Origin of the sequence: Psychroserpens sp. S379A, from assembly GCF_049800755.1 — a bacterium.
Lineage (GTDB): Bacteria > Bacteroidota > Bacteroidia > Flavobacteriales > Flavobacteriaceae > Psychroserpens.
Window position 1 is genome coordinate 905,068 of sequence record NZ_JBNAFQ010000002.1, and the last position, 25,895, is coordinate 930,962.

Consider the following 25,895-nt stretch of genomic DNA (forward strand, 5'->3'; position numbering starts at 1 on the left):
TGCTTTAAAATTGCATATAAATTCTAAAGCATTTAATCGATGAAATCCTTCACTCAACAAAAGACTCGTTTATCCGTTAGTTTTTAGCTAATAAAAACATAATTCTACTTTTATTATTTAATAGAAAATGGTATTTTCGCCCACTTATTATTCGATAAATTATACATAAAATGGCAGTTTTAAATAAAATTAGACAACGTTCTTTGTTTTTGATTCTAATCATAGCATTAGCATTGTTCTCATTTGTACTTACCGATTTGTTTAGAAATAGTGATGCTCTTTTTGGAGGTTCGCAAGATGTAGTTGCTACAGTTAATGGCACTAACATTAACCGAGTTGAATTTATGAACAGAGTTGAGCAAATGCAAAGTCAGCTAGGTCCAAATTCTACGTCAACTCAAGCAATGAATAGAGTTTACGATCAAGAAGTGAGAAAAGCAATTATGGCATCTCAATTTGAAAACCTTGGGTTAAGTGTTGAGCAAGATCAAATGAAAGACTTACTTAAACAAAGTTTTTCTAGTTACCCAGAACTTCAAAATGAAGCTGGCATTTTTGATGAAAATAAATTAACCGAGTTTGTAAATAATTTAAAAGCACTAAATGGGCAAAGCGCTCCTTTAGGAACATTTCAAATCAACTACCAACAATGGGTAAGCACAGAAAATAACATTGCTTTAGGCGCTCAAGAAAGAGCTTACTATGCCATGGTTAAAGCTGGTGTAAACGCAACATTAGGTGAGGCTGAAGTAGATTATATGTTAGAAAACGCAACACGTGATTTAAATTATGTTCAAGTGCCTTTTACATCTATTGCAGATAGTTTAGTAGAAGTTTCTAAATCTGATATTACAAAGTATATTAGTGCACATAAAGATAAATACGAAGTTGAAGCGTCTAGAGACATTAGTTTTGTTGAATTTAAAGAGGTTGCAAGTGTTGAAGATGAAAATAACTTAAAAGCAGATTTACTTAAGTTATTAGACAATCAAGCAGTGTTTAATGAAGCAACAAACAATACTGATACCATTATCGGATTTAGAAATACTAACGATGTTGAAAATTTTGTAAACTCTAATTCTGATATTACTTACAACGATGAATTTGTAACAAAATCTCAATTACCAAAAACAGAAGCTGATACAATTTATAACACTCCAGTTGGTGGTATTTATGGACCTTATAAAGATGGAGGATTCTATAAATTATCTAAAATTGTAGCAGAAACACAAATGCCAGATTCAGTTAAAGTAAGACACATCTTAATTCCGCATATTGGAGCGCAAAGTGCACAACCAGATGTTACTAGATCAGTTGCAGATGCCGAAACTTTAGCAGATAGTATTAAAACTGTAGTTACAACTAATCCATCTAAATTCCCTGAATTAGTAACCGAATTTTCTTCAGATCAAGGAAGTGTTAACAATGGAGGAGAATACGATTTTCACCCAATTACTCAAATGGTAAAGCCGTTTAGTGATTTTGAATTCCAAAATAATGTAGGAGATATTGGTGTAGTAAAAACAGTATTTGGTTTTCATATCATTGAAATATTAGATCAAAAAAACAAAGCTAGAGCAGTAAAAGTTGCAACAATAGCTCGTAAGATTGAGCCATCTGAAAAAACAATTGATGCTACATTTACTGAAGCCTCTAAGTTTGAATTAGCTTTACAAAAAGAAAATTTTCAAGAGGCAGCAAAATCACGTGATTTAGACGTTAAACCAGTTAACGGAATTAAAATTCTTGATGAGAATATTCCAGGTTTAGGAAGTCAAAGAGCCATTGTACGATGGGCTTTTGAAGATGGAACTAGAATAGGTGATTATAAGCGTTTTTCTATTCCGAGTGGAGGTTATGCTGTGGTTCAGGTTGTTAAAGCAACTAAAAAAGGATTAATGGATGCTGAGAGTGCTTCGGCTACAGTGCTTACTGAAATTAGAAACGAGAAAAAGGCAGATATGATTTTAGGAAAAATTACTGGAACAACTGTTGCAGATATTGCTAAAAATCAAAATAGAGCTACAAGTAGAGCTTCTGCAGTTAATATGAAAAACCCAACCTTATCAGGAGCTGGTTCTGAGCCTAAAGTAGTTGGAGCAGCTTTTGGATTAGCAGAAGGAGAAGTGTCTAAACCAATAATAGGAAATAAAGGTGTTTATGTGGTTGAAGTTACTAAAGTTAATGAAACTACAACATTAGATAATTATCAAGCTATTGCTAATCGTTTAAGTACAGCAAGAGCTAATGCAGCACAAACTAAAGTGTATAATGCTTTAAAAGAAACTGCTGATATCGAAGATAATAGAGCTAGATTTTTCTAGAACTTTTAAATGAAATATATTTAAAAGGCTTCATATTATATGAAGCCTTTTTTAGTTTAAAATCATTTGGTTGTACTCAATAATTGTTAGGTAGCCTTTAGATTTAAAATAGTCTGTAGGATTGTGTTTTGAAGCGACTAACACAAAATCGCCTCCCCAAGCACCAAGACTTTTTACACTGCCATCAAAATCTTTGAACAGTTCTTCTTTTATAGGTTTTTGAGATATGATTTTTGAAATAATGTCTTCATGACGATTTATAAGGTTTTGAAAATCAACTAATGATTTGCAATCAATCATGTTTTGAGTAATATTATTAATTGCTTCAATATCGTGTTTTAAATCAGATTTATTTGCTTTGTATTGAGCAATGCCATCTCTACTATTTTGTTTCTGATTTAAGTGAACAAAATATAAGTGATCTTTAAACGTAGGATTAAAACTTACCGTTTCGATGTCTCTTTTTTGGTTATCCTGAACTTGATTCAGGATCTCATTATTCTTAATCTGATAGGTTAAAGGCTCTTGAGATTCAGCACAAGCAATATCATAACCACTTCCGCCAAAGCTTAGGTTTAATAATTCATACGGATTAACATTTGCCCAATTGGCGATGTTATTAACTAGAGTAGAGGATGTGCCTAAACCCCAATTTTTTGGAAATTCAAGTTGTGTTGTAATGTTATAACCTTTGTTTTTATTTAAAAATTTTGGATTAAGATCTATTGCAACGTTTAGTATTTCAAGCAATCTATTAGAAATTGTATCGTCATTCTGAACTTGCTTCAGAACCTTGTTATTTTGAATTTTGAAAGTGTCTTCAAACCAAACATGCTGGTTTTCATCAAAACTAGTCCAATGCAATTCTTCCGAAGAATTTTCTTCAACCTTTAAATCTTGTCCAAATCTTGTTGGAATAGCCAAAGACAATGCACCATCAAGAACAACATATTCTCCTGTAAGTAATAATTTTCCGTGACTGTAAAAACGTTTCACTAGTTATCTTATAGATTTAATAGCTTCAACTACAGCACTATGAGTAACTGTGTTAGTTTTAAAATGGGCAATGAGTTTTTCTTTTTCTTCAGGAGTTGCTTCAAACTGATTTAAAATGTTCATCAAATGCATTTTCATATGACCTTCTTGAATACCAGTAGTGGTTAAAGAACGCAACGCAGCAAAATTTTGAGCTAATCCTGTAACAGCTACAATTTGCATCAATTCTCTAGCCGAAGGTTTACCAAGCATTTCAAGAGCCAATTTTACCAAAGGATGCAGACTTGTTAATCCGCCAACAGTACCAAGTGCTAAGGGAATTTCTATCCAAAACTTAAAAATACCATTATTAACTTCGGCATGTGTTAAGCTAGTGTACTTACCAGTTTTAGACGCATACGCATGAATACCAGCTTCAACAGCTCTAAAATCATTACCAGTAGCTAATACAACAGCATCAATACCATTCATAATGCCTTTATTGTGTGTGACAGCTCTGTAAGGTTCTATTTCAGCAATTTTAACTGCTTGAAGAAATTTTTCAGCAAATGCTTCAGCAGAAATATCAGGATTTTCAGTGAGATCTTCAACCTTGCAACTCACTTCGGCTCTTACTAGACAGTCTGGAACATAATTAGATAAAATGCTCATGATGATGCTTAAGTTTCCGTTTAAAGACACATCTGCTTCACGTTTAAGAGTAGTTGCAAACTGTTCTAAACAACTGTTAATAAAATTTGCTCCCATGGCATCCATGGTTTCAAATGTAGCATGGAATTGAAAATAATTATTTAGAGTTTCAGTTTTGTTTTTCAATTCAATATCTAAAATTCCTCCTCCACGTTTGTTCATGCTTTTAGTAATAGCACTAGTGTCTTCAAAAAACAGAGGCTTTATTTGATTGAAAAAAGGTATTAAATCTTCAGCATTGCCATCGTATGTAAAATGAACTTGTCCAATCTTTGTAGTTGAAATCACTTCAGCTTTAAATCCACCACGATCAAACCAAAATTTAGCAGCTTTACTGGCAGCAGCAACTACTGAGCTTTCTTCAATAGTCATTGGTATGGTGTAAGTCTTTCCGTTTATTAAAAAATTTGGAGCAACACCAAAAGGTAAATAGAAATTTGAAATTGTATTTTCTATAAATTCATCATGTAGTAGTTGGAGTTTTTCGTTGTTGTTCCAATACTGCTTTAAAATATGTTCAGCATTTTTATGATTTGGAAAGTATGTGGTAACAATCCAATCAATTTTTTCAGATTTTGATAATTTAGAAAAGCCTGTAACTGTTTTATGCATTAACTTGAATTTAAGGATACAAAGATACTATTCTTGAATGTAATTTTCTTTAAAGGAATTATAATTGCACATTTAACTGTTAATAGTTAGGGTTTTTTGCTTAATTTTTAGTAAACTTGACATATTTTTATCGAAAAATAGCATGATTCTTGATGCATTATCAAGAACAAAAAATACTAACTAACACTAAATTTTATGTCAACAGCGACTACAATTAAAGAAAAAGAATTATTTGGGCATCCAATAGGGCTTTATGTTTTATTTTTTACTGAGTTATGGGAGCGCTTTTCTTATTATGGAATGCGTGCCTTATTAACCTTATACATTGCAACATCAGCAACAGCAGTTGATCCTGGTTTAGGATGGTCGAGTAAAGATGCAATATGGTTGTATGGATGGTATACCATGTTAGTGTATGTAGCATCTATTCCTGGAGGTTGGATTGCTGATAAATTTTTAGGACAGAAAAAAACGGTAATGTTAGGAGGTTTCTTGTTGTGTTTAGGACATGGTGTCCTTGCCATACCTACAACTTGGGCTTTTTTCACAGGTTTGGTATTAATTATTTTAGGAGTAGGAGGATTGAAACCAAACATTTCTACGATGGTTGGAGGACTATATAAAGAAGGAGATATTCGAAGAGATAGCGGCTTTACAATCTTCTATATAGGGATTAATATTGGTGCATTTTTGTCAAGTATTATTGTAGGTTTAGTCGCTTATAAATATGGATGGCATTATGGATTTGGATTAGCAGGAATAGGAATGTTAATAGGTCAGCTAGTTTTTATTGCTGGACAAAAGCATTTAAAACATGTAGGTAACTTTTTAGGGAAATCTGAAAATCCTGAAGAAAAGGAAGCAATGAACAAACCATTGACTAAAATTGAAAAAGATAGAGTAATAGTATTATTAATATCTTTCTTAATAGTTATTGTGTTCTGGGGAGCTTTTGAACAAGCTGGCGGCTTAATGAATCTTTACACAGATGCTAAGGTAGATAGGTCAATAAATTTTGCATCACTTACTGAAATACCTGCAGCAGTATTCCAGTCACTTAATGCTGGATATATCATCATTTTTGGAACTATAATAGGAGGTTTTTGGATTTGGTGGAAAAAGAAAGGAAGAGAATCTTCGTCATTATTCAAAATGGCAATTGGAACTATAATCATGGGCTTAGGTTATGTTTTTATGATGTTTGCTTCTAAGGAAGCTGGCTCTGTAGAGTTTGGTAAGGCTGCAATGGTTTGGGTCTTTTTAGCGTATTTGTTTCACACAATTGGAGAACTTTGTACATCTCCAGTTTCATTGTCATTTATTACAAAATTAGCACCAGTAAAATACGCCTCTATAATGATGGGAATTTATTTTGCTGCTACAGGTTTTGGTAATAAACTAGCAGGAAGTATTGGAGAATCTGCCCAACTTGAAGCATATCAAGGAACAATGACTATGAGTAAAGAAGATACATATAAATTTACTTCAAAGGATAGTATTAAGGTTAAAAAAATTGTTGACGGTAAGAAGGTAATTAATGATGTATTTGTATATCCAATTGAAGAAGATAAAAACTTTTCAATAAAAGGTAAAGTATATGTAGAGAATAACGATGTTGTTTTTAAAGGCTATAAAAATGGTGAAGATTTAGGAAACACTTTTGCCTTAAATGATGTAAATGATTCTAAGGAGAATTTAATTCAATATTTGAACGACAACAATGTTACAGCTGACAATCCTTATCATGTTAATTTAAAGTTTGAAAAAGATGCTGATAAAGCACAGGTTGTCGAAAACAAAGGAGACGGAAAGAATTATGGAGTGTCTTTTGTCATTGAAGAAGAACAGAATGAACAAGAGTATAAGATATTTCAGTTCCTAACATTTTTCACTGTTATCTTTGGCCTGTTGTTAATTTTATTCTTAAAGAAATTGAAGAAACTTACTCATGGAGCAGAGGATAAAGAAGGAACAATTAACGAAGAAACCGAAGGATTTGAACTTGCTGATTCAAAATCTAATAGCTAATACTAAATATAAAAAAACCTTATTAACTATAGTTTATGGGTTTCTCTTTTTTAACTAAATTCTTTCTTTTATGAATACTGATATTGAAAACCTGTTTAAAGACAAAGTTTTAGGCCATCCTGCTGGTCTTTTTGTATTGTTTTTTACTGAAATGTGGGAGCGTTTTTCATTTTATGGTATGAGAGTGCTTCTTGTTAATTTCTTAACCATGGCTGCCATTGGGTATAATCCAGGTTGGGAATGGTCGGTAGAAAATGCAGGAGCTTTATTTGGTACTTATGCGATGTTGTTGTACGTAACACCAATTATTGGAGGATATATTGCTGATAAATACACAGGTTATCGTTGGGCAGTAATTATTGGATCTTTGATAATGACTCTTGGTCATGCATCTATGGCTTTAGAAACAGAGTTTTCATTGTATTTAGGTTTAGTATTACTTGTAGTTGGTACAGGTTTTTTTAAGCCAACTATGACCTCTATAATTTCTGAAATGTATAAAAAAAATCCAGAGAAAAAAGATGGTGCTTATACTATTTATTATATGGGAGTTAATGCTGGTGCATTTTTTGGAATGATGCTTTGTGGTTATTTAGCTGAGAAAATAGGTTGGGCTTATGGATTTGGATTGGCTGGAATTTTTATGCTTTTAGGAACTCTTCAATTTTGGTTGGCAGGATCTTTATTTGGGAAAATTGGAGCTAAACCAACTAAAATACATGAGGTTGAATTACCACAGAATATTAATGAAAAGAATGTAGACAATCATTTAGATGAAGATATTGAAAAACCAAATCCTTTTACATTATTTGATAAAGTACTTATTGTTGTTTCTTCTGTAATTGGACTTGGTTATGCTATAAATGATCCAATGTCAAAAATTGCAGGAATAGACATTTTTTCAGTTTTTCAGATAGGAGATTTTGAAGGTCAATATACAGCTGTGTTATTTGCGTTAGGATTGTTTTTGATTTTAGTTATAGGAAGAATTTTAAGATATTCTGCAATCGTTAGAGATAGAATGTTTGCATTTATAATATTTGCATTTTTCACAGTGTTTTTCTGGCTGTCTTTTGAACAAGGTGCTTCATCATTGGTGATTTTTGCAAGAGATAGTGTTGATAGAATGCTAAGTGGTAATTCTGCTATTGCATTTAATATTATCAATACTCTACTTACAGTAATACCATTAATTATAATTTCGTGGGTACTATATCTTCTTTGGAAAAAGACATTTAAGAAAGTTCCAGGATCAAATGTGGTTTTAGTTATTTGTTTTTTGCTTATGTGGGGAATTGTTGGTTGGATGCTTAATAGAGACTTCAATACCATAGCATATGATGTCAGTTATTCTGCGATTGAAAAGCCTGATATTGACGAAAAGGGTAACCAAAAAACTGATGATTTAGGGAACCTTAAGTATATATATATTCCAATAACAGAGAATAATCAACCTAATGGTTCTATTGATAAAGTTGTAATGCAAACGACATCAATTGCAGAACCTCTAAGCTTTAATGTTGGAGACAGATTAAATATTATAGCCAAAAATAATGATGGTACTGAATTTGGTTTCTTAGATGAAAAGAGACTAGAGTTTACTAAGAATAGAGGTTTAGAATTAAAAAGAGATAATGGAATTATTTCAGCTGAAATAACTAAAGTTAGAGATAATGAAGTTGAAATCACTGTGTCTTGGTTCAGTATTTTAAATTCATTTTTCATTATTGTTTTTGCTTCTTTTTTCTCAAAATGGTGGGAAAGTAAATATAACCCTAGTGCTGCAACAAAATATGCTTTAGGATTGATAGTTATGGGAGTAGGTTTTGGACTCTTAGCTTTTGGTTCACATGGCCTTGTTGATGGAGTTAAGGTTAGTATGATATGGTTGATTTTGGCATATTTGTTTCATACTCTTGGTGAGTTATGTTTGTCTCCAGTTGGATTGTCTTATGTTAGTAAGCTTGTTCCAGCGAGAATGATAGCTCTAATGTTCGGGATGTGGTACTTGGCAATAGCTATTGGAAATAAGTTAGCGGCTGTATTGGGAGGTCAAATTGAGAATATAACTGAAGAGTATAGTTTGTCGACATTTTTCTTAATTTTTACAATTGTTCCTGTTGTAGCAGGTCTATTGGTTTTTGCTTTAAACCCTGTATTAAAAAAACTAATGCATGGTGTTAAATAACGAGTAAATCGTTAAAAATATCGCAAAATGCTCCGTTTATGGAGCATTTTTTGTAAGTTCGGAACAGAAATTGCAACATATCTATTATGAAAAAAATAACTTATATATTCGTTTTAGCGCTATTAACTTCGCTTAGTAGCTTCGCTCAAGTACAAGAAATTAATTGGGTAACCTTTGAAGAGGCTTTAGAACTTCAGAAAAAAAATCCAAAAAAAATTATGATGGATGTTTACACAAACTGGTGTGGACCTTGTAAAATGTTAGATAAAAATACATTCCATAATAAAGATGTGGTTGAGTTTGTAAATAAGAATTACTACGCTGTTAAATTTGATGCTGAAGGTAATTCTACATTAGAATATGATGGTAAAACCTTTAGTAATCCTAACTACAAGGAGGAATTAAAAAGTAGAAGAAATAGTGTGCACGAGCTTACACGTTATTTAAAAGTAAGTGCATATCCAACAATTGTATTTTTTGATGTAGATGCTAAGGTGATCTCACCTATTAGAGGTTATCAAAAACCACAACAAATTGAATTGTACTTAAAATTATTTCTTGGAGATGACTATAAGTCTATGACCACTCAAGAAGAATTTAATGCCTATTATGCTGCTTTTAAGCCAGAATTTCAACAATAAATTGTTTATTTTAATATAAATGCTCCCTTTTCATATGTATAATGAAAAGGGAGTTTTTCTTTTAAGCAAGTTGCTTTCCATCGTTGTGCATACGATTTATAATTACTGCCATCTGCAATAATGAGTTTGGGTTGTAACGAATCAATCAAACGTTTTAAATTAATTCGTGGTGAATTCCTCAATAAAACATAATCTGTTTTAAAACTTACATTATATGCGCCTAAGCTGTCAACAACTAAAAGCGTTTTGTGTGGCGTTTTGTAAACATTATATAAGGAATCGAATGAGATTGAATTGATAAAGTTTCCAACTTTATAGTTGCTAATTATGTTTTCGTTTTGAATGGCATCATTATCTAAACTATGCCATATTTTTAAATCGTCGTTTTTCTTTTTTCCTATAATACTATGCCTACTCTTATGAAATATTACAAATGCTTCAGTGCTGTTTATGTGTTTTAATTGTATGAAAGTACCTTGTAATAACATTATCGATATTAAAAACATTATAATTCGCTTAAAATGAAATTTCCGATAGGCTAATACTGAAGCTAGTATGAAGATATAACTGGTAATAACCTGAGAGGCATCAAAAGAGATGTCTTTAATTAAAAAAGCCTCTTGTTTAGAAACCCAAGAGACTACAAGATTCATTGTGCTAATAAGACTTCCGTAGATATTGGCTAGCATTTCGGGAAGCATATTGATGACTGATAGCATAATGACTAAAATTCCAAAGCCTAAAATCAATCCTAAAAATGGAATAATTGCCAAGTTTGAAATAAAGAATAAGCTTGGAAATTGATGAAAATAGAACAAACTAATTGGTAATACACCAAGTTGTGCAGCAATAGTAACAGTAAATATTTGCCAGAAATAATTTAAAAGCTTCCATTTAGGAATCCATAATTTGCTTAGTAAAGGTTGAATTGAAACGATTGCAAATACAGCTAAATAACTCATTTGAAACCCAATATCAAACAAGAATATAGGTTTAAACAACAACAGAATGAATATTGAGATACATAGTGTATTATAAATGTTTGTTGGTCGTTTTACATGCATCGCTATTGCAACAATGCTAAACATCGTCACAGCTCTTGTAACTGAAGCCGATAATCCAGCGACAATAGCAAAGCTCCACAGAAGCATTAAAATGCTAATGACTTTAATAATATGTCCTCGCTTTAACTGCTCCAAAGGCTTTAAAACAATATTTAAAATCATAAGTATGATCCCAACATGTAAGCCAGAAACTGCTAGTATATGAATGGCTCCAGCATTTGCATAGTTGGTATACATTTCTCTGTCCATATCTTGTCGCTGACCAAGTATAAGTGCGTTGATAATCGCTAATTCTTCAGGTTTAAAATCATAAGTAATTAATTGCTTATTAATGTTTTGCCTTAGCATATCTGCATAACCAAAAATGGTTTTATGATTTGAAGTTAATTTAAAGATGTGTTCTTGTTGTGTATACAGTTGATGATAGATGTATTGCTTTTCTAAATAGGCTTTGTAATTAAATTGATTTGGGTTTAACGGACTGCCAATATCTTCAAATGCAGACTGAACTAATAATATATCATCTACACTAAAGGGTTTTGAATTTTGACTTTTTTTAATGTTTAATAGTGTGTTTCCTTTAGCATAATGATCATTCAACTTTATTAATTCAACAACATATTTGTTATGATATTGAGTTGGTTTCAATCGTTCTTTTATTCTGAAGTATATATAGTTCGAATCAGTAATATCAACACTTTTTATGTTTGAATAATGACGAGCAAAATTTTTATGATGATGTGTGTTGTAAGTAAACATTCCCAACACTAACATAAAGATGTATGCTAATAGTCCAAACCAAATATGTTTGCTAAATGATTGGTTTTCTATATAAAATGTAATGGCTGACAGAATTATGACACCAATGATAATGTAAAATGTATGTGCTAAGGATAGATGAAAAGAATGCGCAAGCAGAATGCCTACTACAAGGAAGAAAGTTAATTTGATGATTATAAAATTGAGAGCTTTCACACACTCAATATAGTAAATAATCTAATATTTAGTAAATATTCTACAATATTCTTCTAGCTTGAACATAAGCTAAATACCAATAACGCTCTGATAAATTTGAAGTAATAACACCTTTGCTAGAAGTAGAATGAATAAACTCCACATAACCAGGTCTGGTTTTAGTAACGATACCAACGTGATTTACTTTACGGCTGTTTTTTTTAGTTGCAAAAAATAAAAGATCACCTTCTTTTACTTTTTTTACATCAATCCATTGTCCAGTATTCTTTAAGTCGGCTGTCGTTCTAGGTAATTGAATGTTTTCTTTTTGAAATGCAGTAACTACAAGGCCAGAACAATCCATGCCAAGTTTTGTTGTGCCTCCATATTTATATCGTGTGCCTTCAAAAGTTTGAGCATAATCTATGATGCTTGCAATAGTTTTTGATGGTTTAGAAGAAACTGTTTTTGTTCTAGTCGTTTTTGGTTTTTTGGTTTTTATACCTTTTGAAGAATTACAACTGCCAAAGCTGATGCATAATATAAGTAGTAGAATAATCTTTTTCATAGAAGACATTTAATTCTCAAAAATAGATATTAGATTGAATGTAGTTAAAAGAAAACCATTGTGTTTTTAACAATGTTATTTACAAGACTCAAAAATTAGCTTTGCAGCATTGTTGCTGGCGCCTTTTCCGCCTAGTTTCTTTTCCAAATCATAATAATCTATAAACATTTGTACACGCCTGTTTTCATCAAGAATTTGTTCTAACTCTTTTTTGAGTCGCTTTTTGTTCAGGTCACCTTGAATTAATTCAGTAACCACTTCGCGATCCATTATTAAATTAACGAGTGAAATGAACTTTAAAGTAATGATTCGCTTGGCAATTTGATATGAAATTGAATTGGCTTTATAGCAAACCACTTGAGGAACCTTAAACAAAGCGGTTTCTAAAGTTGCTGTACCTGAAGTTACCAAAGCTGCATGAGAGACGCTTAGTAAGTCATACGTTTTATTCGATATAAATGAGACATTATCTTGTTTAATAAAAGACTTGTAGAAGTCAAACTCTTGACTCGGAGCTCCAGCAATAACGAACTGATAGTCCTTAAAATCATTAACCAAACTAAGCATAACACCTAGCATTTTTGTAATTTCTTGTTTTCTGCTTCCAGGCAAAAGCGCAATAATAGGTTTGTCACTAAGATTATATGCTGTTCTAAAAACTTTGTCGTCAACCTGAGTTCTATCTGAGATTGCATCAATTAAGGGATGGCCAACAAAATGAACGTCATAATTGTACCTTGCATAAAACTCCTTTTCAAAAGGAAGAATGACATACATAGCATCAATATCACGTTTTATTTTTTCAACACGACCAGCTCTTGAAGCCCAAACTTGGGGAGAAATATAATAGTGTGTTTTGTAATTGTGTTCTTTTGCCCATTTTGCAATTCGAAGGTTAAATCCTGAATTATCTATAAAAATAATAACATCAGGTTGATAGCTTTTAATATCAGTTTTGCAGAAACTAATTAGGCCTAAGATTTTCCGAAGATTTAAAATGACTTCAGCAAAACCCATAAACGAACGATCTTTATAATGCGTAACTAAAGTGCCGCCAACAGATTGCATAAGGTCGCCTCCCCAAAATCTAAATTCAGCATTTACATCTTGCTTTTGTAATGCTTTCATTAAATTAGAACCATGTAAGTCGCCAGAGGCTTCACCAGCAATGATATAATACTTCATTATTTAAAAATCCCTTGAATTATAAATGCCAATTATTCAGTTATGTAAATCTAATAATAATGGTAATTAAGGCAACAACTATTGTTGCAATAAGAACACCTTTTGCTCTAGCTTCTTTGTTCGTATTTATAAACAAAAAGAAAGCACCTAAATTTAAAAGTGCTCCAATGCTTACGAGTTTTGTAAATACGCCTTGAGCTATAGCAATACTTAACGAATCGCTAATAGAATCGCCAGTTCCAAAAAACAATAAGGATAAGGTTAATCCAATAGCACTTGCAATGATGCCAATAACGATTCCAATGATAGTTTCTTTAGTCTCCAAATGTCCAAGTATTTAATTGTTGAATGCTATGATGAGCTGTTAAGTCAAATTGAATAGGAACTACAGAAACATAACCATTTGCCAAAGCCCATTCATCTGTGTCTTCTCCTTGATCTAGATTGACAAATTTACCTGTGAGCCAGTAGTATTCTCTACCTTGTGGATTGGTACGTTTGTCAAACTCTTCTTCCCAATTTGCTTTAGCTTGTCGGCAAATTTTAATTCCTTTTATGTGTTTTTGTTCAAGGTTAGGAATGTTTACATTAAGCACAATTCCACTATCTAAACCATGTTTTAAAACATTTTCTGCTATGGTTTTTACATAGCTCTTACAAGCTTCAAAATTAGCACTCCAATTATAATTACAAAGTGAAAATCCTATCGCTGGAATTCCTTCTACACCAGCTTCAATAGCAGCACTCATCGTGCCTGAATAAATAACATTAATAGACGAGTTTGAACCATGATTAATGCCAGAAACACACAAATCAGGTCGTCTATCTAGTAATTGCTTTACGCCAAGTTTTACGCAGTCGGCTGGAGTTCCAGAGCAGCTGTATTCTAATTGTTGTCCGTCTTCAATAGTTACTTTTTCAACATGTAATGTTGAGTTTATGGTAATTGCATGACCCATTCCGCTTTGTGGACTATCAGGAGCGACAACTACAACATCACCAAGTGTAGTCATGACTTCAATTAAAGCTCTAATGCCTGGAGCAGTGATGCCATCATCATTGGTAATTAAAATAAGAGGTTTTTTTGACATATCTAGCTTTTATAATAGGTCAAAAGTACATAAACACGCTTGAAATTCCTATAAATAGAGGTTTAACAAAAAATTAGTAGCACTCAATTTTATTGGCATGGTTTTTTCTTTTACTTTAGTAGAAATTATGAAATTCTATGTCATTGTGTATATTAGCTTACTTTAAAGCCCTAAAATATGATGTTACATAAAAAATGTACTATGAAAAATATTATGCGAAGAAATTATAAATTATTGCTTTTGGTGTTACTGTTGGCTTTCGCGTCTTGCAGTTTTACATCTAAAAAGTTTGAAGACCCAAATAAAGACCAGCTATTAGTTCAATTAGTAACTTATATGCTAGAACAAAATCATTTTAATCCTCAGGAGATGAATGATGATTTTTCTCAAGAGATTTTTGAAGAATACATTCAGCAATTAGATCCTTTAAAACGTTATTTTCATGCTTCAGATATTAAAGAGTTTGAAGCTCATAAAACCGAGTTAGACGATCAAATAAAAGCGTATGATTTGTCATTCTTTAATTTAACGTATGAGCGTTATCTTATACGCTTAGCTGAATCTAAAGAAATCTATAAAGAAGTTCTTAAGCAACCATTTGATTTTTCAATTGATGAAGCGTTTTCTACAAAATATGAAGACTTATCTTTTGTGAATTCTAAGAAAGAGCTGAAAGAGCGTTGGAGACATCAACTTAAGTTTTCAACTATAGCTAATTACGATGATTTAATTTCGCAACAAGAAAATGAAATTAAACAGGCTAAAGAAGCTGATGCTGATGAAAAGAAAGAAATACCAGAAGAAAAATCTTTAGCAGAACTTGAAAGAGAAGCAAGAGAACTTACCCAAAAATCTCTTGATGAACTCTATGAATATATGGAAGACAGGCAACGAAAAGACTTATTGTCTGTATATGTTAATGTCATTGTTAGAGAATATGATCCGCATACAGCCTACTATGAACCTGAAAATAGAGATCGTTTCGATGCTGAAATTTCAGGAAAGTTTGAAGGCATTGGAGCTAGACTTCAAAAAAAGATGGATGTAATTACCATTATGGAAGTTATCGCAGGAGGACCAGCTTGGAGACAAAATGAATTAGAAGTTGGTGATAAAATTTTAAAGGTAAGACAAGAAGATGAAGAGGAAGGCCTTAATGTTGTTGGTATGAGAACTAGTGATGCAGTAAAATTTATAAAAGGACCAAAAGGGACTGATGTGACACTTACTGTAAAAAAAGTAGATGGTACCATTCAAGATATTACCATTACAAGAGATGTTGTAGAAATGGGTGAAACGTATGCTAAATCATCTACAGTAATCAAAGATGACAAAAAGTATGGCATCATTGATTTGCCAAAATTCTATGTAGATTTTGATGATGTTAATAATAGAAATGCAGCTTCAGATGTAAAACTAGAAATAGAAAAATTAAAGTCTGAAGGCATGGAAGGTCTTATTATCGATTTGAGAAATAATGGAGGAGGTTCTTTACAAACTGTTGTAGATATGGCTGGATTTTTTATTAAAGATGGTCCAGTTGTTCAAGTCAAAACAATTGATGGCGAAAAAGAAGTGCATAAAGACAGAGATCGCTCTATCGTTTGGGATGGTCCTTTAGTTATTTTAGTAAACGAATTTTCAGCTTCAGCATCCGAAATTTTAGCGGCTGCAATGCAAGATTACAAAAGAGCAATTATCATTGGTAGTAATCAAACCTTCGGAAAAGGAACAGTTCAAACCGTTTTTGATTTGAATCGTTTAGTGAGAAATTCAGATATTGATTTAGGAGATTTGAAATTTACAATCCAAAAATTTTACAGAATTAATGGAGGTTCAAATCAGCTTGAAGGCGTAAAAAGTGATGTAGTTATTCCTAACCGATACAGTTATATTGATATTGGTGAAAAGAATGAAGAAAATCCATTGCCTTGGAGCGAAATAGAACCTGCAGAATATGAGGAATGGGATAGTTATTTTGATTATGATGCGACCATTGCAAAGAGTAAAGCACGAATGGCAAATAATGAACAATTGAAGCTTATCGACGAAAATGCAAAATGGGTAAAAAAGATAAGAGACAAAGAGTTGTTTTCGCTTAAATATGACGATTATAAGGCGTCTATTGATGCCAGTGAAAATGAAGCAAAACGTTTTGAAGAACTCTCAAATTATAAAAACAACTTAACGTTTCAACCATTATCTCAAGAGTTAAAGCTAATGGATCAAGATTCTGTTTTAAAAGAAAAACGCGAACGATGGTTTGCTAGTCTAAGTAAAGATGTTTACATCGAAGAAGCGCTTAATGTGCTAAACGATTTAAAAATGACTTACGGAATTAAAAGAAAAGTAGCGTCTTCAGTACAAAATTAAGATGAGTAATAGTTCGGGCTCATTAAGCAAATTAGCGCTTCAAAAGTTCAAAAAGAACTTTTGGGGCGTTTTTAGTTTTTGGCTCATAGTTGTTATTGGTCTCATTTCTATTTTTGCCTATGTTATCGCTCCAGACGATTCGCAAAATGCGAATCAGATGCATTTGTCTATACATTCTAAACCTCCAGGATTTAAAGTAACTTTATTGAGTTTGCCTTCAACAATAGAAGACAATCAAAGTTATCTATCTAAAGTTTTCTACGGAAAATTAAAAACAGATACCGAAATACCAATTTCAGAATATGAGGTTGATAATCAAATGCTAATTTACACTGAATATGCTTCAGATGGGTTAACTGGTGAAAGAAAATCAATCGATTTAAATCGTTTTCCAAATCAAGATTATAAAACATACATTAAAGAAAAAACATTCCTTTTCGGGACAGATAAGTACGGAAGGGATTTGTTGAGTCGTATTTTAGTTGGATCGCGTATTTCTTTCTTTATAGGGTTTATAGCAGTTTTTATTTCTTTGATTATTGGGATTGCTATGGGAAGCATTGCAGGTTATTATGGTGGGAAAATTGATGCAATGGTTATGTGGATTATTAATGTGACTTGGTCAATTCCGACTTTATTGCTTGTAATTGCTATTACTTTAGCTCTTGGTAAAGGGTTTTGGCAAGTGTTTATAGCTGTGGGTTTAACCATGTGGGTTGAAGTGGCAAGAGTTGTGAGAGGACAAGTTATAAGTGCTAAAGAAATGCAATATGTCACTGCAGCTAGAGCCTTAGGTTTTAATGACTATAGAATCATATCTAAACATATAATGCCTAATATTATGGCGCCAATTATAGTGGTTTCTGCGGCTAACTTTGCTGCTGCTATTTTAATTGAAAGTGGTCTTAGTTTTCTAGGAATAGGAGCGCAACCACCAATGTCAAGTTGGGGAGCAATGATAAAGGATCATTACAACTATATCATTTTAGGTAAACCTTATTTAGCTTTAATTCCAGGGCTATGTATTATGATTTTGGTAATGGCTTTTATGTTAATAGGAAATGCGCTTCGAGATGCTTTAGATGTAAAAACATAGCAAACATTAACGCATCGCATTAATTTCATGGTTTGTGCTGTCAATAAATTGAAGCACATCCTCTCGTCCAATAGCTTTTGAAGATGAAGTAACAAAATGAGGAGGTAATTCTTCCCAGGTTTTTAATAATACTTGGCAATAGTCTTTAACATGTTTTTCAATTGCCATAGGTTTTAGCTTGTCTGCTTTAGTAAAAATAATTGAAAAAGGGATTTCACTTACGCCAAGATATTCCATAAACTCTAAGTCAATATTTTGAGGTTTGTGTCTGATATCTACCAAAACAAAAGCAGAAACAAGTTGCTTTCTTTTTTCAAAATAGTTAGTAATAAATTTCTGAAATTTCTTTTTTTCGGTTTTCGAAACTCTTGCATAACCATAACCAGGTAAGTCTACTAAAAACCAGTTTTTATTAATTAAAAAATGATTTATAAGTTGTGTTTTTCCTGGTCTTCCTGAAGTTTTTGCTAGATTTTTATGATTGGTCAACATGTTGATTAATGAAGACTTTCCAACATTACTTCGTCCAATAAATGCATATTCTGGTAAATGGTCTTTCGGACATTTATCTACGTCAGAATTACTAATGATGAATTCAGCAGTTTTAATAAGCATAACATTGGTTTTTCGCGCGAGCGATTGTGTTAGAAATTACGTTCCTTTAGCCAAGAATAAAGAATATCATTAAATTCATCTGGATGCTCCATCATGGCTGCATGACCACATTTATCTATCCAAAACAAATCAGAATCTGGCAGTAGTTCATTAAACTCTGTTGCTACTTCTGGAGGCGTAACGGTATCATTTTTTCCCCAAATAATGCATACAGGTAAAGTCATTTTTGGTAAATCTTTTGCCATGTTATGTCTAATAGCGCTCTTAGCAATTGCAAGTGTTTTTATTAGCTTATTTCTGTCGTTAACAGTTTCGTAAACTTCATCAACAATTTCTTTTGTTGCAACTTCTGGATCGTAAAATACTTCTTGTGCTTTCTTTTTAATAACCTCGTAATCACCACGTTTTGTGTATCCTCCTCCCATTGCGCTTTCATATAAACCTGAACTTCCAGTAATAATAAGTGCTTTTACTTTGGCTGGATACAATTTTGTGTGATATAAACCAACATGACCTCCTAAAGAATTTCCTAATAAAATTACTTCATCAAATCCTTTAAACTCTATAAAATCATGAAGATGTTTGGCAAAACTTTTTACGTTAGTTTTTAATAACGACATGGTATAGATAGGGAGTTCTGGAATAAGAACTTTATAGCCTTTTGTACTAAAAAAAGTGGTTACAGCATCAAAATTGCTCAATCCACCCATAAGTCCGTGTAGAACAATAATTGGTGTGCCTTCTCCAACCTCTATGTAACTAAATTCTTTTTCCTTCTTTAAACGATGCGACATTAATTATAGGTCATTTGATCAAAAACAAATATAGGTATTTCAATTAAAACAATTCGATAATTTTTCAATCGAACGTAAACGAATGTTAATGAGATATTAACAACGCTTTTGTGAAGAATTTTAAATTTTTTAAATGACTGGTTTTTAAAATTTTAACTGCTAAACAGTAGTTCGATTTTGAGTTAAAACTACTCGCTAATTAAAATTTATCAACAAAAGTGGAGTATAGTGGTAAAATGTGGGATAATTTTCAATATATTTGACTCTTAATCGCTAGTTGTGTTAAATCAATCAATTTGAACCCGTTAATTGGAACATATGAATGTAAAGTGGATGCTAAAGGAAGGCTCATGCTTCCTGCTGCAATCAAAAAGCAGTTGCTTCCTGTGTTGCAAAATGGTTTTGTCTTAAAGCGGGCTGTTTTTCAACCGTGTTTGGAGTTGTATCCAATGAGTGAATGGGAGACTTTGATGCAAAAAGTGAATAAACTAAATCGTTTCAAAAAGAAGAATAATGATTTTATACGTCGCTTCACTGCTGGCTTAAAGGTTGTTGAGGTTGATGCTGCTGGACGATTATTGATTCCGAAAGATTTAGTGATGTTCTCTGGAATTACTAAAGAGATTGTTGTGTCTTCGGCAATCAACATTATTGAGATTTGGGATAAATCGAAGTATGAGAAAGCTATAGATGATGCTACTGGTGATTTTGCTGATTTAGCTGAAGAAGTGATGGGACAAGATGACGACGATGGAATATCATAATCCAGTATTGCTAAAAGAAACAGTTGATGGTTTAAATATTAAACCAGATGGAGTTTATGTCGATGTGACGTTTGGAGGTGGAGGTCATAGTAAGGAAATTTTAAGCCGATTAGGTTCTAACGGAAAGCTGTTTGCTTTCGATCAAGATAAAGACGCTCTTTTAAATACAATTGATGATGATCGATTTACATTGATTAATGAAAATTTTAGATACATCAAACGGTTTTTACGATTCTATGGTGCAAAAGAAGTAGATGGTGTTTTGGCAGATTTTGGTGTGTCTTCGCATCAGTTTGATGTTGCTGAACGCGGATTTTCAACGCGTTTTGAAGCTGATTTGGATATGCGAATGAATCAAGATGATGCAATTTCGGCTTATCATGTTGTTAATCAATATGAAGAAGAACAGCTTAGGCAAGTGCTGTTTCAATATGGTGAATTGCGACAAGCTCCAGCTATGGCGAGAGTCATTGTTGAAGAAAGAAAGCAGAGCGAGATAAAAACAAGTGAACAGTTAAAAGCTGTTTTAAAAAGGTTTTTAAATCATAAAAAAGAAAACAAGGTCTTGGCTCAAATTTATCAAGCCATAAGAATTGAGGTTAATCAAGAAATTGAAGCTCTTAAAGAGTTTTTGTTGCAAACACCTCAAGTGTTGGTAAAAGGTGGTCGGTTGAGTTTAATCTCATACCATTCTTTAGAAGATAGATTGGTAAAACGCTTCATTCGTAATGGCATGTTTGAAGGAGAGCCAGAACGTGATGTCTTTGGAAATTTTGAAGTGCCTTTAAAAAAAGTAGGCAATTTAATTGTTCCAACTAAAGAAGAGATTGTAAAAAATAATAGAGCTAGAAGTGCTAAGCTTCGTATTGCTGAGAAATTATGAAAAAAAGTATTTACAGCATTTTAAGAGGTAAGTTTTTGGTAAGTGATGACTCGTTTAAAAACTGGAAGATTATCATTTTCATTTCATTTCTAGCTATAATCATGATTGCTAGTTCTCATACTGCAGATCAAAAAGTATATGAAATAGCACGTCTTAAAAATGAAGTAAAAGAATTACGATCAGCCTTTGTAGATGGCAGGTCAAAATTGATGCGACTTAAAATGGAGTCGTCAATTATAAAAAAAGTGGCAGATAAAGGAATTAAAACGTCAGAGATTCCGCCAAAAAAAATAAAAGTAAAATCGCAAAATTGAATTCGTGGCAACGACCGAAACAAACATATTAAACAGATTGTATTTCATAGCTGGATGTATGTTTGTCTTCGCTTTGGCTGTTGTTTTTAAGTTGTGTTCAATTCAGTTTGTTCAAGGTGATGATTATAGAGCGCTTGCTGAAGAACGTACAGTGAAAAACCATGAAATTCCTGCCAATAGAGGTAATCTGTATTCTGCTGATGGAAGTTTGTTAGCAACATCGATTCCTAAATACGATATTAGATTAGATGCTATTCAAGCTAAGCAAGCAACATTTAATAAGTACATCAAGCCTTTATCTGATTCGTTGGCTAAATATACTGGGAAGTCTTCAAGTTATCACCAAAATATAATCACCAAAGCAAGATCTAATAAAAACAGATATTTTCTTATAGCTCGTAATATCAGTTATTCAGATTATATCAGATTAAGAAATTTTCCTTTGCTAGAGTTAGGAGCAATTAAAGGAGGACTTATTGTTGAGCAAACAACAAGACGAGAGCATCCAATGGGAGGAATTGCCGAAAGATCTATTGGTTATGAACGCTTTGATGAAGATGGAAATGTAAGTAGAGCTGGAATCGATGGTGCTTTTGGTGAGAAATATCTACGTGGCGAAAACGGAAAGCGATTAAAACAAAAAATAGGAAATGGTCAATGGAAACCTATTGTAGACTACAATCAGGTTGAGCCTCAAGATGGTTATGATGTCTATACAACAATAGATGTCAATATTCAAGACATCGCACACCATTCTTTATTAGGTCAGTTGGAAAAGTATGAAGCCGAACATGGTTGTGCTGTGGTTATGGATGTTAAAACTGGTGAAATTAAAGCCATTACCAATCTCGCAAGAACTGAAAACGGAAACTATTTTGAAAAGCGAAATTATGCGGTTTGGGAATCACACGAACCTGGTTCTACATTCAAAGTTATGGCTTTGATGGCTGCACTTGAAGACAAGGTTATAGATACGTCAACTGTGGTAGATACCAAAATGGGATCAAAGAGGTTTCCTAAAAGGAAGAAACCAATAACCGATTCACGAGGTTATGGAAAGATCTCAGCAGCTCGTGCGTTGGAAGTTTCCTCAAACATTGGTTTGGCAACAATTATAGATGAACATTATTCTGAAAAACCGAATAAATTAATTAATCGTTTAAAAAGTTGGAAACTCCACCAACCGCTTGGTGTTTCAATTAAAGGAGAAGGAAACCCTTTTATTCCTGAGCCAGGTCATAAAAAATGGAGTAGAGCTGGTTTACAGTCAATTGCTTTTGGCTATAACTTACGTATGACACCATTACAAACACTTACATTCTATAATGCGATTGCTAATAATGGCGAAATGGTAAAGCCTAGATTTATTAAGGCAGTTAAGGAGTTTGATAGAGAAATTGAAACCTTCGAAAAAGAAGTGATACATCAGAAAATTTGTTCAGACAAAACAATGGTTGAAATGCAAGAGATTCTTAAAAACGTGGTGATTAGAGGAACCGGAAGACGAATGCATTCTGAAAACTTTTCAATGGCAGGAAAAACAGGAACTGCTAGAACAGAATACTGGATGGAAGACTGGAGTGAAGATAAAAGATATATCTCGTCTTTTGCAGGATATTTTCCAGCAGATAATCCTAAATATTCATGCATTGTTGTCATTCATAAGCCAAGCACAAAAGTAGGTTATTATGGAGCAGATGTTACTGGTCCTGTGTTTAAAAGAATTGCTCAAAAAATATACACAGAAACTCCTTTGATTGATGAAGTGAAATCTTTAGAGGTGGTTAATGAAAATGTTGAAGCGTCTTTTGAAGCTTACTACGACCTTGCAAATACATATAAAACGATTATGCCAAGTGTGGTTGGTTTGCCAGCTATGGATGCTTTAGCACTTTTAGAAAACATGGGACTAAAAGTTAAGCTTGAAGGTGTTGGTGTTATAAAAAATCAATCGATTACTAAGGGAGTTAAAGTAAAACCTAATCAAGTCGTGATATTAACAATTTAATGGCAGAATTAAAAGACATATTATATAAGGTTACCATTAATGCTGTAGTTGGAAGTACTAGTATTAATGTAAATGCTATTCATTTCGATTCTCGTCAAGTGAAAAAAGGAGATGTCTTTGTGGCTATAAAAGGCACAATGGTTGATGGTCATGATTATATAGATAAGGCTGTAAGTCTTGGAGCTCTAGCTGTGGTTTGCGAAGTGCTTCCAAGTGAGACACATAACGGCATCACATATATTGAAGTTGAGAATACGAGTAGTGCTTTAGCGTATATGGCTTCTAATTATTACGAAAATCCTTCTGGTAATTTACGATTAGTTGGTGTTACTGGAACAAATGGAAAGACTACAGTAACAACCTTGTTATACCAACTCTTCAAGAATGCAGGATATAAAGTTGGACTGCTGTCTACTGTGAAAATTATGGTAGATACTAAAGAGTATAAAGCAACGCATACAACTCCAGATTCGTTGACTATCAATAAGTATCTGAAATTAATGAATGATGTTGGTGTTGAATTCTGTTTTATGGAAGTAAGCTCACATGGCATTCATCAAAAAAGAACGGAAGGCTTGCAATTTGAAGGAGGAGTATTTACAAATTTATCTCACGATCATTTAGATTATCATAGCTCGTTTGCAGAATACAGAGATGTAAAAAAATCATTTTTTGACCACTTGCCAAAACAGGCTTTTGCTTTAGTAAATATTGATGATAAAAATGGTCTAATCATGCTGCAAAATACTAAAGCTAAAAAGAATACCTATGCTTTAAAAACTTATGCAGATTATAAAGTTCAAGTGCTCGAAAATGAATTTAGTGGATTGCTATTAAAGTTAAATGAAAGTGAATTGTGGACTAGGCTCATTGGAAATTTTAATGCTTATAACGTTGCTGCTATTTATGGAACTGCTGAATTGTTAGGTCTTGAAAAAGTAGAAATATTAAGATTGATAAGTGAGTTAGAGAGTGTTAGTGGTCGTTTTCAATACCTTATCTCTGATGAAAAAATCACTGCCATTGTAGATTATGCACATACACCTGATGCGCTTAAAAATGTATTAGAAACCATCAACAGTATTCGAACTCAAAACGAAGATTTAATAACGGTTGTTGGTTGTGGAGGAGATCGAGATAAAGCTAAGCGTCCAAAAATGGGACACATTGCTTCTGCTTTAAGTAATAAAGTGATTTTTACGAGTGATAATCCAAGAAGTGAAACGCCTGAAGCGATTATAGAAGATATTGAAAAAGGCGTAGAGCCTCAAAATTTTAAGAAAATAGTGTCTATAACCGATAGAAAACAAGCGATTAAAACAGCCTGTCAAATGGCAAGTTCTAAGGATATCATTTTAATTGCAGGTAAAGGACATGAAACTTATCAAGAAATTAAAGGAGAACGATTTGATTTTGATGATTATCAAATTGTTCAAGAATGTTTAAAACAATTACAAAAATAGATGTTGTATTACTTATTTGAATATTTAGAACAGCAATTCCAGTTTCCTGGAGCATCACTTTTTGGGTTTATAACCTTTAGAGCTGCTGTTGCTATTATTCTATCGCTTTTAATATCTACCATTTTTGGGAAGCGCATCATTCGTTTTCTTCAAGCAAAACAAGTAGGAGAAACCATTAGAGATTTAGGCCTTGAAGGTCAGGTTGAAAAAGCAGGAACGCCTACAATGGGCGGAATTATCATCATTCTTGCTACATTAATTCCAGTACTATTATTAGCCAAGCTCGAAAACGTATACATCATTTTACTTATCGTAACAACCGTTTGGATGGGAACGATTGGCTTTATCGATGATTACATCAAGAAGTTCAAAAATAATAAGGAAGGATTAAAAGGTCGTTTTAAAGTGCTTGGTCAAGTAGGACTAGGCTTAATAGTTGGTTTGACCTTGTTTTTTCATCAGGATGTAACCATTAAAGAAAAATTACCAATTGAACAGCAAAATGTATTAAAAGCAGAAAACCCAAATATATCTCCTTCTAAGCTTTTTGAAGATGAAGCTAAGTCAACCAAAACAACCATTCCATTTGTAAAAGGTAATGAGTTCGATTACGCTAACTTAATCACTTGGATTAATCCAAATTTAGGAAAGTATGCTTGGGTTATTTTTATTCTAGCTTCCATATTCATTATTACAGCTGTTTCTAATGGCGCAAATCTTACCGATGGAATTGATGGACTTGCAGCTGGTACTTCTGCTATTATTGTGCTTACGCTAGGAATATTTGCTTGGGTTTCTGGTAATATCATTTTCTCAGAATATCTAAACATCATGTACATCCCAAGAGTTGAAGAAATTACAATTTACATCGCAGCATTTGTTGGTGCGCTTATAGGGTTCTTGTGGTACAATACGTATCCAGCTCAAGTATTTATGGGAGATACAGGAAGCTTAACTATTGGAGGAATCATTGCTGTAATAGCAATTGCAGTTAGAAAAGAATGGCTTATACCATTGTTATGTGGAATTTTCTTAGCCGAAAATCTCTCTGTAGTAATGCAAGTGAGTTATTTCAAATACACAAAAAAGAAATTTGGTGAAGGTCGTCGCATTTTCAAAATGTCGCCTTTGCATCATCATTATCAAAAATCTGGATATCACGAAAGTAAAATAGTAACGAGGTTTTGGATTATAGGAATTCTCTTAGCCATTTTAACGATTGTGACCTTAAAGATAAGATAAGA

Annotated in this window: 21 protein-coding genes; 12 read left to right on the top strand and 9 right to left on the bottom strand. The window is 32.8% G+C overall.

Features of this window, described 5'->3' with window-relative positions:
• Positions 1 to 170: 170 nt before the first annotated feature.
• Complete coding sequence (locus ACP15M_RS08880; protein ID WP_425076840.1) at positions 171 to 2,324, top strand: SurA N-terminal domain-containing protein; 2,154 nt, start codon at positions 171 to 173, stop codon at positions 2,322 to 2,324.
• Positions 2,325 to 2,375: 51 nt separating this feature from the next.
• Here the strand turns inward: ACP15M_RS08880 and ACP15M_RS08885 are convergent, their stop codons facing one another.
• Together ACP15M_RS08885 and ACP15M_RS08890 are read right to left on the bottom strand one after the other, a co-directional pair.
• Complete coding sequence (locus ACP15M_RS08885; RefSeq protein ID WP_425076841.1) at positions 2,376 to 3,320, bottom strand: GYDIA family GHMP kinase; 945 nt, start codon at positions 3,318 to 3,320, stop codon at positions 2,376 to 2,378.
• Positions 3,321 to 3,323: 3 nt separating this feature from the next.
• Positions 3,324 to 4,622 (bottom strand): hydroxymethylglutaryl-CoA reductase, degradative, encoded by a 1,299-nt coding sequence (locus ACP15M_RS08890; RefSeq protein WP_425076842.1) that lies wholly within the window; start codon positions 4,620 to 4,622, stop codon positions 3,324 to 3,326.
• Positions 4,623 to 4,817: 195 nt separating this feature from the next.
• On the opposite strand from ACP15M_RS08890, the gene ACP15M_RS08895 reads away from it, so the two are divergent.
• The 3 genes from ACP15M_RS08895 (at position 4,818) to ACP15M_RS08905 (ending at position 9,479) form a co-directional block, all read left to right on the top strand.
• On the top strand, positions 4,818 to 6,650 hold the full coding sequence (locus ACP15M_RS08895; RefSeq protein ID WP_425076843.1) for a peptide MFS transporter: 1,833 nt from the start codon (positions 4,818 to 4,820) through the stop codon (positions 6,648 to 6,650).
• 70 nt (positions 6,651 to 6,720) lie between these two features.
• On the top strand, positions 6,721 to 8,838 hold the full coding sequence (locus ACP15M_RS08900; RefSeq protein WP_425076844.1) for a peptide MFS transporter: 2,118 nt from the start codon (positions 6,721 to 6,723) through the stop codon (positions 8,836 to 8,838).
• Between the two features lie 86 nt (positions 8,839 to 8,924).
• Positions 8,925 to 9,479: a thioredoxin family protein gene (locus ACP15M_RS08905; protein ID WP_425076845.1), complete on the top strand. Its 555-nt coding sequence runs from the start codon at positions 8,925 to 8,927 to the stop codon at positions 9,477 to 9,479.
• 5 nt (positions 9,480 to 9,484) lie between these two features.
• Here the strand turns inward: ACP15M_RS08905 and ACP15M_RS08910 are convergent, their stop codons facing one another.
• The 5 genes from ACP15M_RS08910 to surE all read right to left on the bottom strand — a co-directional run bounded on the left by ACP15M_RS08910 (position 9,485) and on the right by surE (position 14,341).
• The gene (locus ACP15M_RS08910; protein WP_425076846.1) at positions 9,485 to 11,518 is read right to left on the bottom strand and encodes a ComEC/Rec2 family competence protein; all 2,034 of its coding nucleotides are present in this window, start codon (positions 11,516 to 11,518) and stop codon (positions 9,485 to 9,487) included.
• Between the two features lie 40 nt (positions 11,519 to 11,558).
• Positions 11,559 to 12,065, bottom strand: coding sequence for a C40 family peptidase (locus tag ACP15M_RS08915; RefSeq protein ID WP_425076847.1), 507 nt, complete (start codon positions 12,063 to 12,065; stop codon positions 11,559 to 11,561).
• Positions 12,066 to 12,140: 75 nt separating this feature from the next.
• Positions 12,141 to 13,250 carry a lipid-A-disaccharide synthase gene (gene lpxB, locus ACP15M_RS08920; protein WP_425076848.1) on the bottom strand — a complete coding sequence of 370 codons (1,110 nt, stop codon included), beginning with the start codon at positions 13,248 to 13,250 and terminating at the stop codon, positions 12,141 to 12,143.
• Positions 13,251 to 13,290: 40 nt separating this feature from the next.
• Positions 13,291 to 13,575: a hypothetical protein gene (locus ACP15M_RS08925; RefSeq protein WP_425076849.1), complete on the bottom strand. Its 285-nt coding sequence runs from the start codon at positions 13,573 to 13,575 to the stop codon at positions 13,291 to 13,293.
• Complete coding sequence (gene surE / locus ACP15M_RS08930; protein ID WP_425076850.1) at positions 13,565 to 14,341, bottom strand: 5'/3'-nucleotidase SurE; 777 nt, start codon at positions 14,339 to 14,341, stop codon at positions 13,565 to 13,567. Before surE ends, ACP15M_RS08925 begins: the two co-directional genes overlap by 11 nt.
• 213 nt (positions 14,342 to 14,554) lie before the next feature.
• On the opposite strand from surE, the gene ACP15M_RS08935 reads away from it, so the two are divergent.
• Positions 14,555 to 16,714, top strand: a complete 2,160-nt coding sequence (locus ACP15M_RS08935; protein ID WP_425076887.1) for a carboxy terminal-processing peptidase — start codon at positions 14,555 to 14,557, stop codon at positions 16,712 to 16,714.
• A gap of 1 nt (position 16,715) precedes the next feature.
• The gene (locus ACP15M_RS08940) at positions 16,716 to 17,810 is read left to right on the top strand and encodes an ABC transporter permease (protein ID WP_425076851.1); all 1,095 of its coding nucleotides are present in this window, start codon (positions 16,716 to 16,718) and stop codon (positions 17,808 to 17,810) included.
• Positions 17,811 to 17,816: 6 nt separating this feature from the next.
• Here the strand turns inward: ACP15M_RS08940 and yihA are convergent, their stop codons facing one another.
• Both yihA and ACP15M_RS08950 read right to left on the bottom strand, forming a co-directional pair.
• The gene (gene yihA, locus ACP15M_RS08945) at positions 17,817 to 18,425 is read right to left on the bottom strand and encodes a ribosome biogenesis GTP-binding protein YihA/YsxC (protein WP_425076852.1); all 609 of its coding nucleotides are present in this window, start codon (positions 18,423 to 18,425) and stop codon (positions 17,817 to 17,819) included.
• A 29-nt stretch (positions 18,426 to 18,454) separates the two neighbouring features.
• Positions 18,455 to 19,219: an alpha/beta fold hydrolase gene (locus ACP15M_RS08950; protein WP_425076853.1), complete on the bottom strand. Its 765-nt coding sequence runs from the start codon at positions 19,217 to 19,219 to the stop codon at positions 18,455 to 18,457.
• A 296-nt stretch (positions 19,220 to 19,515) separates the two neighbouring features.
• Here ACP15M_RS08950 and mraZ point away from each other — a divergent pair, with 296 nt between their 5' ends.
• From mraZ to mraY, 6 genes are read left to right on the top strand one after another with little or no spacing between them, the layout of a single operon-like run.
• Positions 19,516 to 19,983, top strand: coding sequence for a division/cell wall cluster transcriptional repressor MraZ (gene mraZ, locus ACP15M_RS08955; protein ID WP_425076854.1), 468 nt, complete (start codon positions 19,516 to 19,518; stop codon positions 19,981 to 19,983).
• Positions 19,970 to 20,866, top strand: a complete 897-nt coding sequence (gene rsmH / locus ACP15M_RS08960) for a 16S rRNA (cytosine(1402)-N(4))-methyltransferase RsmH (protein WP_425076855.1) — start codon at positions 19,970 to 19,972, stop codon at positions 20,864 to 20,866. The genes mraZ and rsmH overlap by 14 nt, the downstream gene beginning before the upstream one ends.
• Positions 20,863 to 21,180, top strand: a complete 318-nt coding sequence (locus ACP15M_RS08965) for an FtsL-like putative cell division protein (protein WP_425076856.1) — start codon at positions 20,863 to 20,865, stop codon at positions 21,178 to 21,180. Before rsmH ends, ACP15M_RS08965 begins: the two co-directional genes overlap by 4 nt.
• Positions 21,181 to 21,238: 58 nt before the next feature.
• Positions 21,239 to 23,188, top strand: a complete 1,950-nt coding sequence (locus ACP15M_RS08970) for a penicillin-binding protein (protein ID WP_425076888.1) — start codon at positions 21,239 to 21,241, stop codon at positions 23,186 to 23,188.
• Positions 23,188 to 24,651 carry a UDP-N-acetylmuramoyl-L-alanyl-D-glutamate--2,6-diaminopimelate ligase gene (locus ACP15M_RS08975; protein ID WP_425076857.1) on the top strand — a complete coding sequence of 488 codons (1,464 nt, stop codon included), beginning with the start codon at positions 23,188 to 23,190 and terminating at the stop codon, positions 24,649 to 24,651. Before ACP15M_RS08970 ends, ACP15M_RS08975 begins: the two co-directional genes overlap by 1 nt.
• Complete coding sequence (mraY, locus tag ACP15M_RS08980) at positions 24,652 to 25,893, top strand: phospho-N-acetylmuramoyl-pentapeptide-transferase (protein ID WP_425076858.1); 1,242 nt, start codon at positions 24,652 to 24,654, stop codon at positions 25,891 to 25,893.
• Positions 25,894 to 25,895 lie beyond the last annotated feature (2 nt).

Coding starts and splice junctions, on each gene's coding strand:
- ACP15M_RS08950 (WP_425076853.1), bottom strand. CDS start 19,219: ATGTCGCATCGTTTAAAGAAGGAAAAAGAATTTAGTTACATAGAGGTT.
- yihA (WP_425076852.1), bottom strand. CDS start 18,425: ATGCTTATTAAAACTGCTGAATTCATCATTAGTAATTCTGACGTAGAT.
- lpxB (WP_425076848.1), bottom strand. CDS start 13,250: ATGAAGTATTATATCATTGCTGGTGAAGCCTCTGGCGACTTACATGGT.
- ACP15M_RS08905 (WP_425076845.1), top strand. CDS start 8,925: ATGAAAAAAATAACTTATATATTCGTTTTAGCGCTATTAACTTCGCTT.
- ACP15M_RS08935 (WP_425076887.1), top strand. CDS start 14,555: ATGCGAAGAAATTATAAATTATTGCTTTTGGTGTTACTGTTGGCTTTC.
- ACP15M_RS08880 (WP_425076840.1), top strand. CDS start 171: ATGGCAGTTTTAAATAAAATTAGACAACGTTCTTTGTTTTTGATTCTA.
- ACP15M_RS08965 (WP_425076856.1), top strand. CDS start 20,863: ATGAAAAAAAGTATTTACAGCATTTTAAGAGGTAAGTTTTTGGTAAGT.
- ACP15M_RS08900 (WP_425076844.1), top strand. CDS start 6,721: ATGAATACTGATATTGAAAACCTGTTTAAAGACAAAGTTTTAGGCCAT.
- rsmH (WP_425076855.1), top strand. CDS start 19,970: ATGGAATATCATAATCCAGTATTGCTAAAAGAAACAGTTGATGGTTTA.
- ACP15M_RS08895 (WP_425076843.1), top strand. CDS start 4,818: ATGTCAACAGCGACTACAATTAAAGAAAAAGAATTATTTGGGCATCCA.
- ACP15M_RS08940 (WP_425076851.1), top strand. CDS start 16,716: ATGAGTAATAGTTCGGGCTCATTAAGCAAATTAGCGCTTCAAAAGTTC.
- ACP15M_RS08915 (WP_425076847.1), bottom strand. CDS start 12,065: ATGAAAAAGATTATTCTACTACTTATATTATGCATCAGCTTTGGCAGT.
- surE (WP_425076850.1), bottom strand. CDS start 14,341: ATGTCAAAAAAACCTCTTATTTTAATTACCAATGATGATGGCATCACT.
- ACP15M_RS08890 (WP_425076842.1), bottom strand. CDS start 4,622: ATGCATAAAACAGTTACAGGCTTTTCTAAATTATCAAAATCTGAAAAA.
- ACP15M_RS08970 (WP_425076888.1), top strand. CDS start 21,239: ATGTTTGTCTTCGCTTTGGCTGTTGTTTTTAAGTTGTGTTCAATTCAG.
- mraY (WP_425076858.1), top strand. CDS start 24,652: ATGTTGTATTACTTATTTGAATATTTAGAACAGCAATTCCAGTTTCCT.
- ACP15M_RS08975 (WP_425076857.1), top strand. CDS start 23,188: ATGGCAGAATTAAAAGACATATTATATAAGGTTACCATTAATGCTGTA.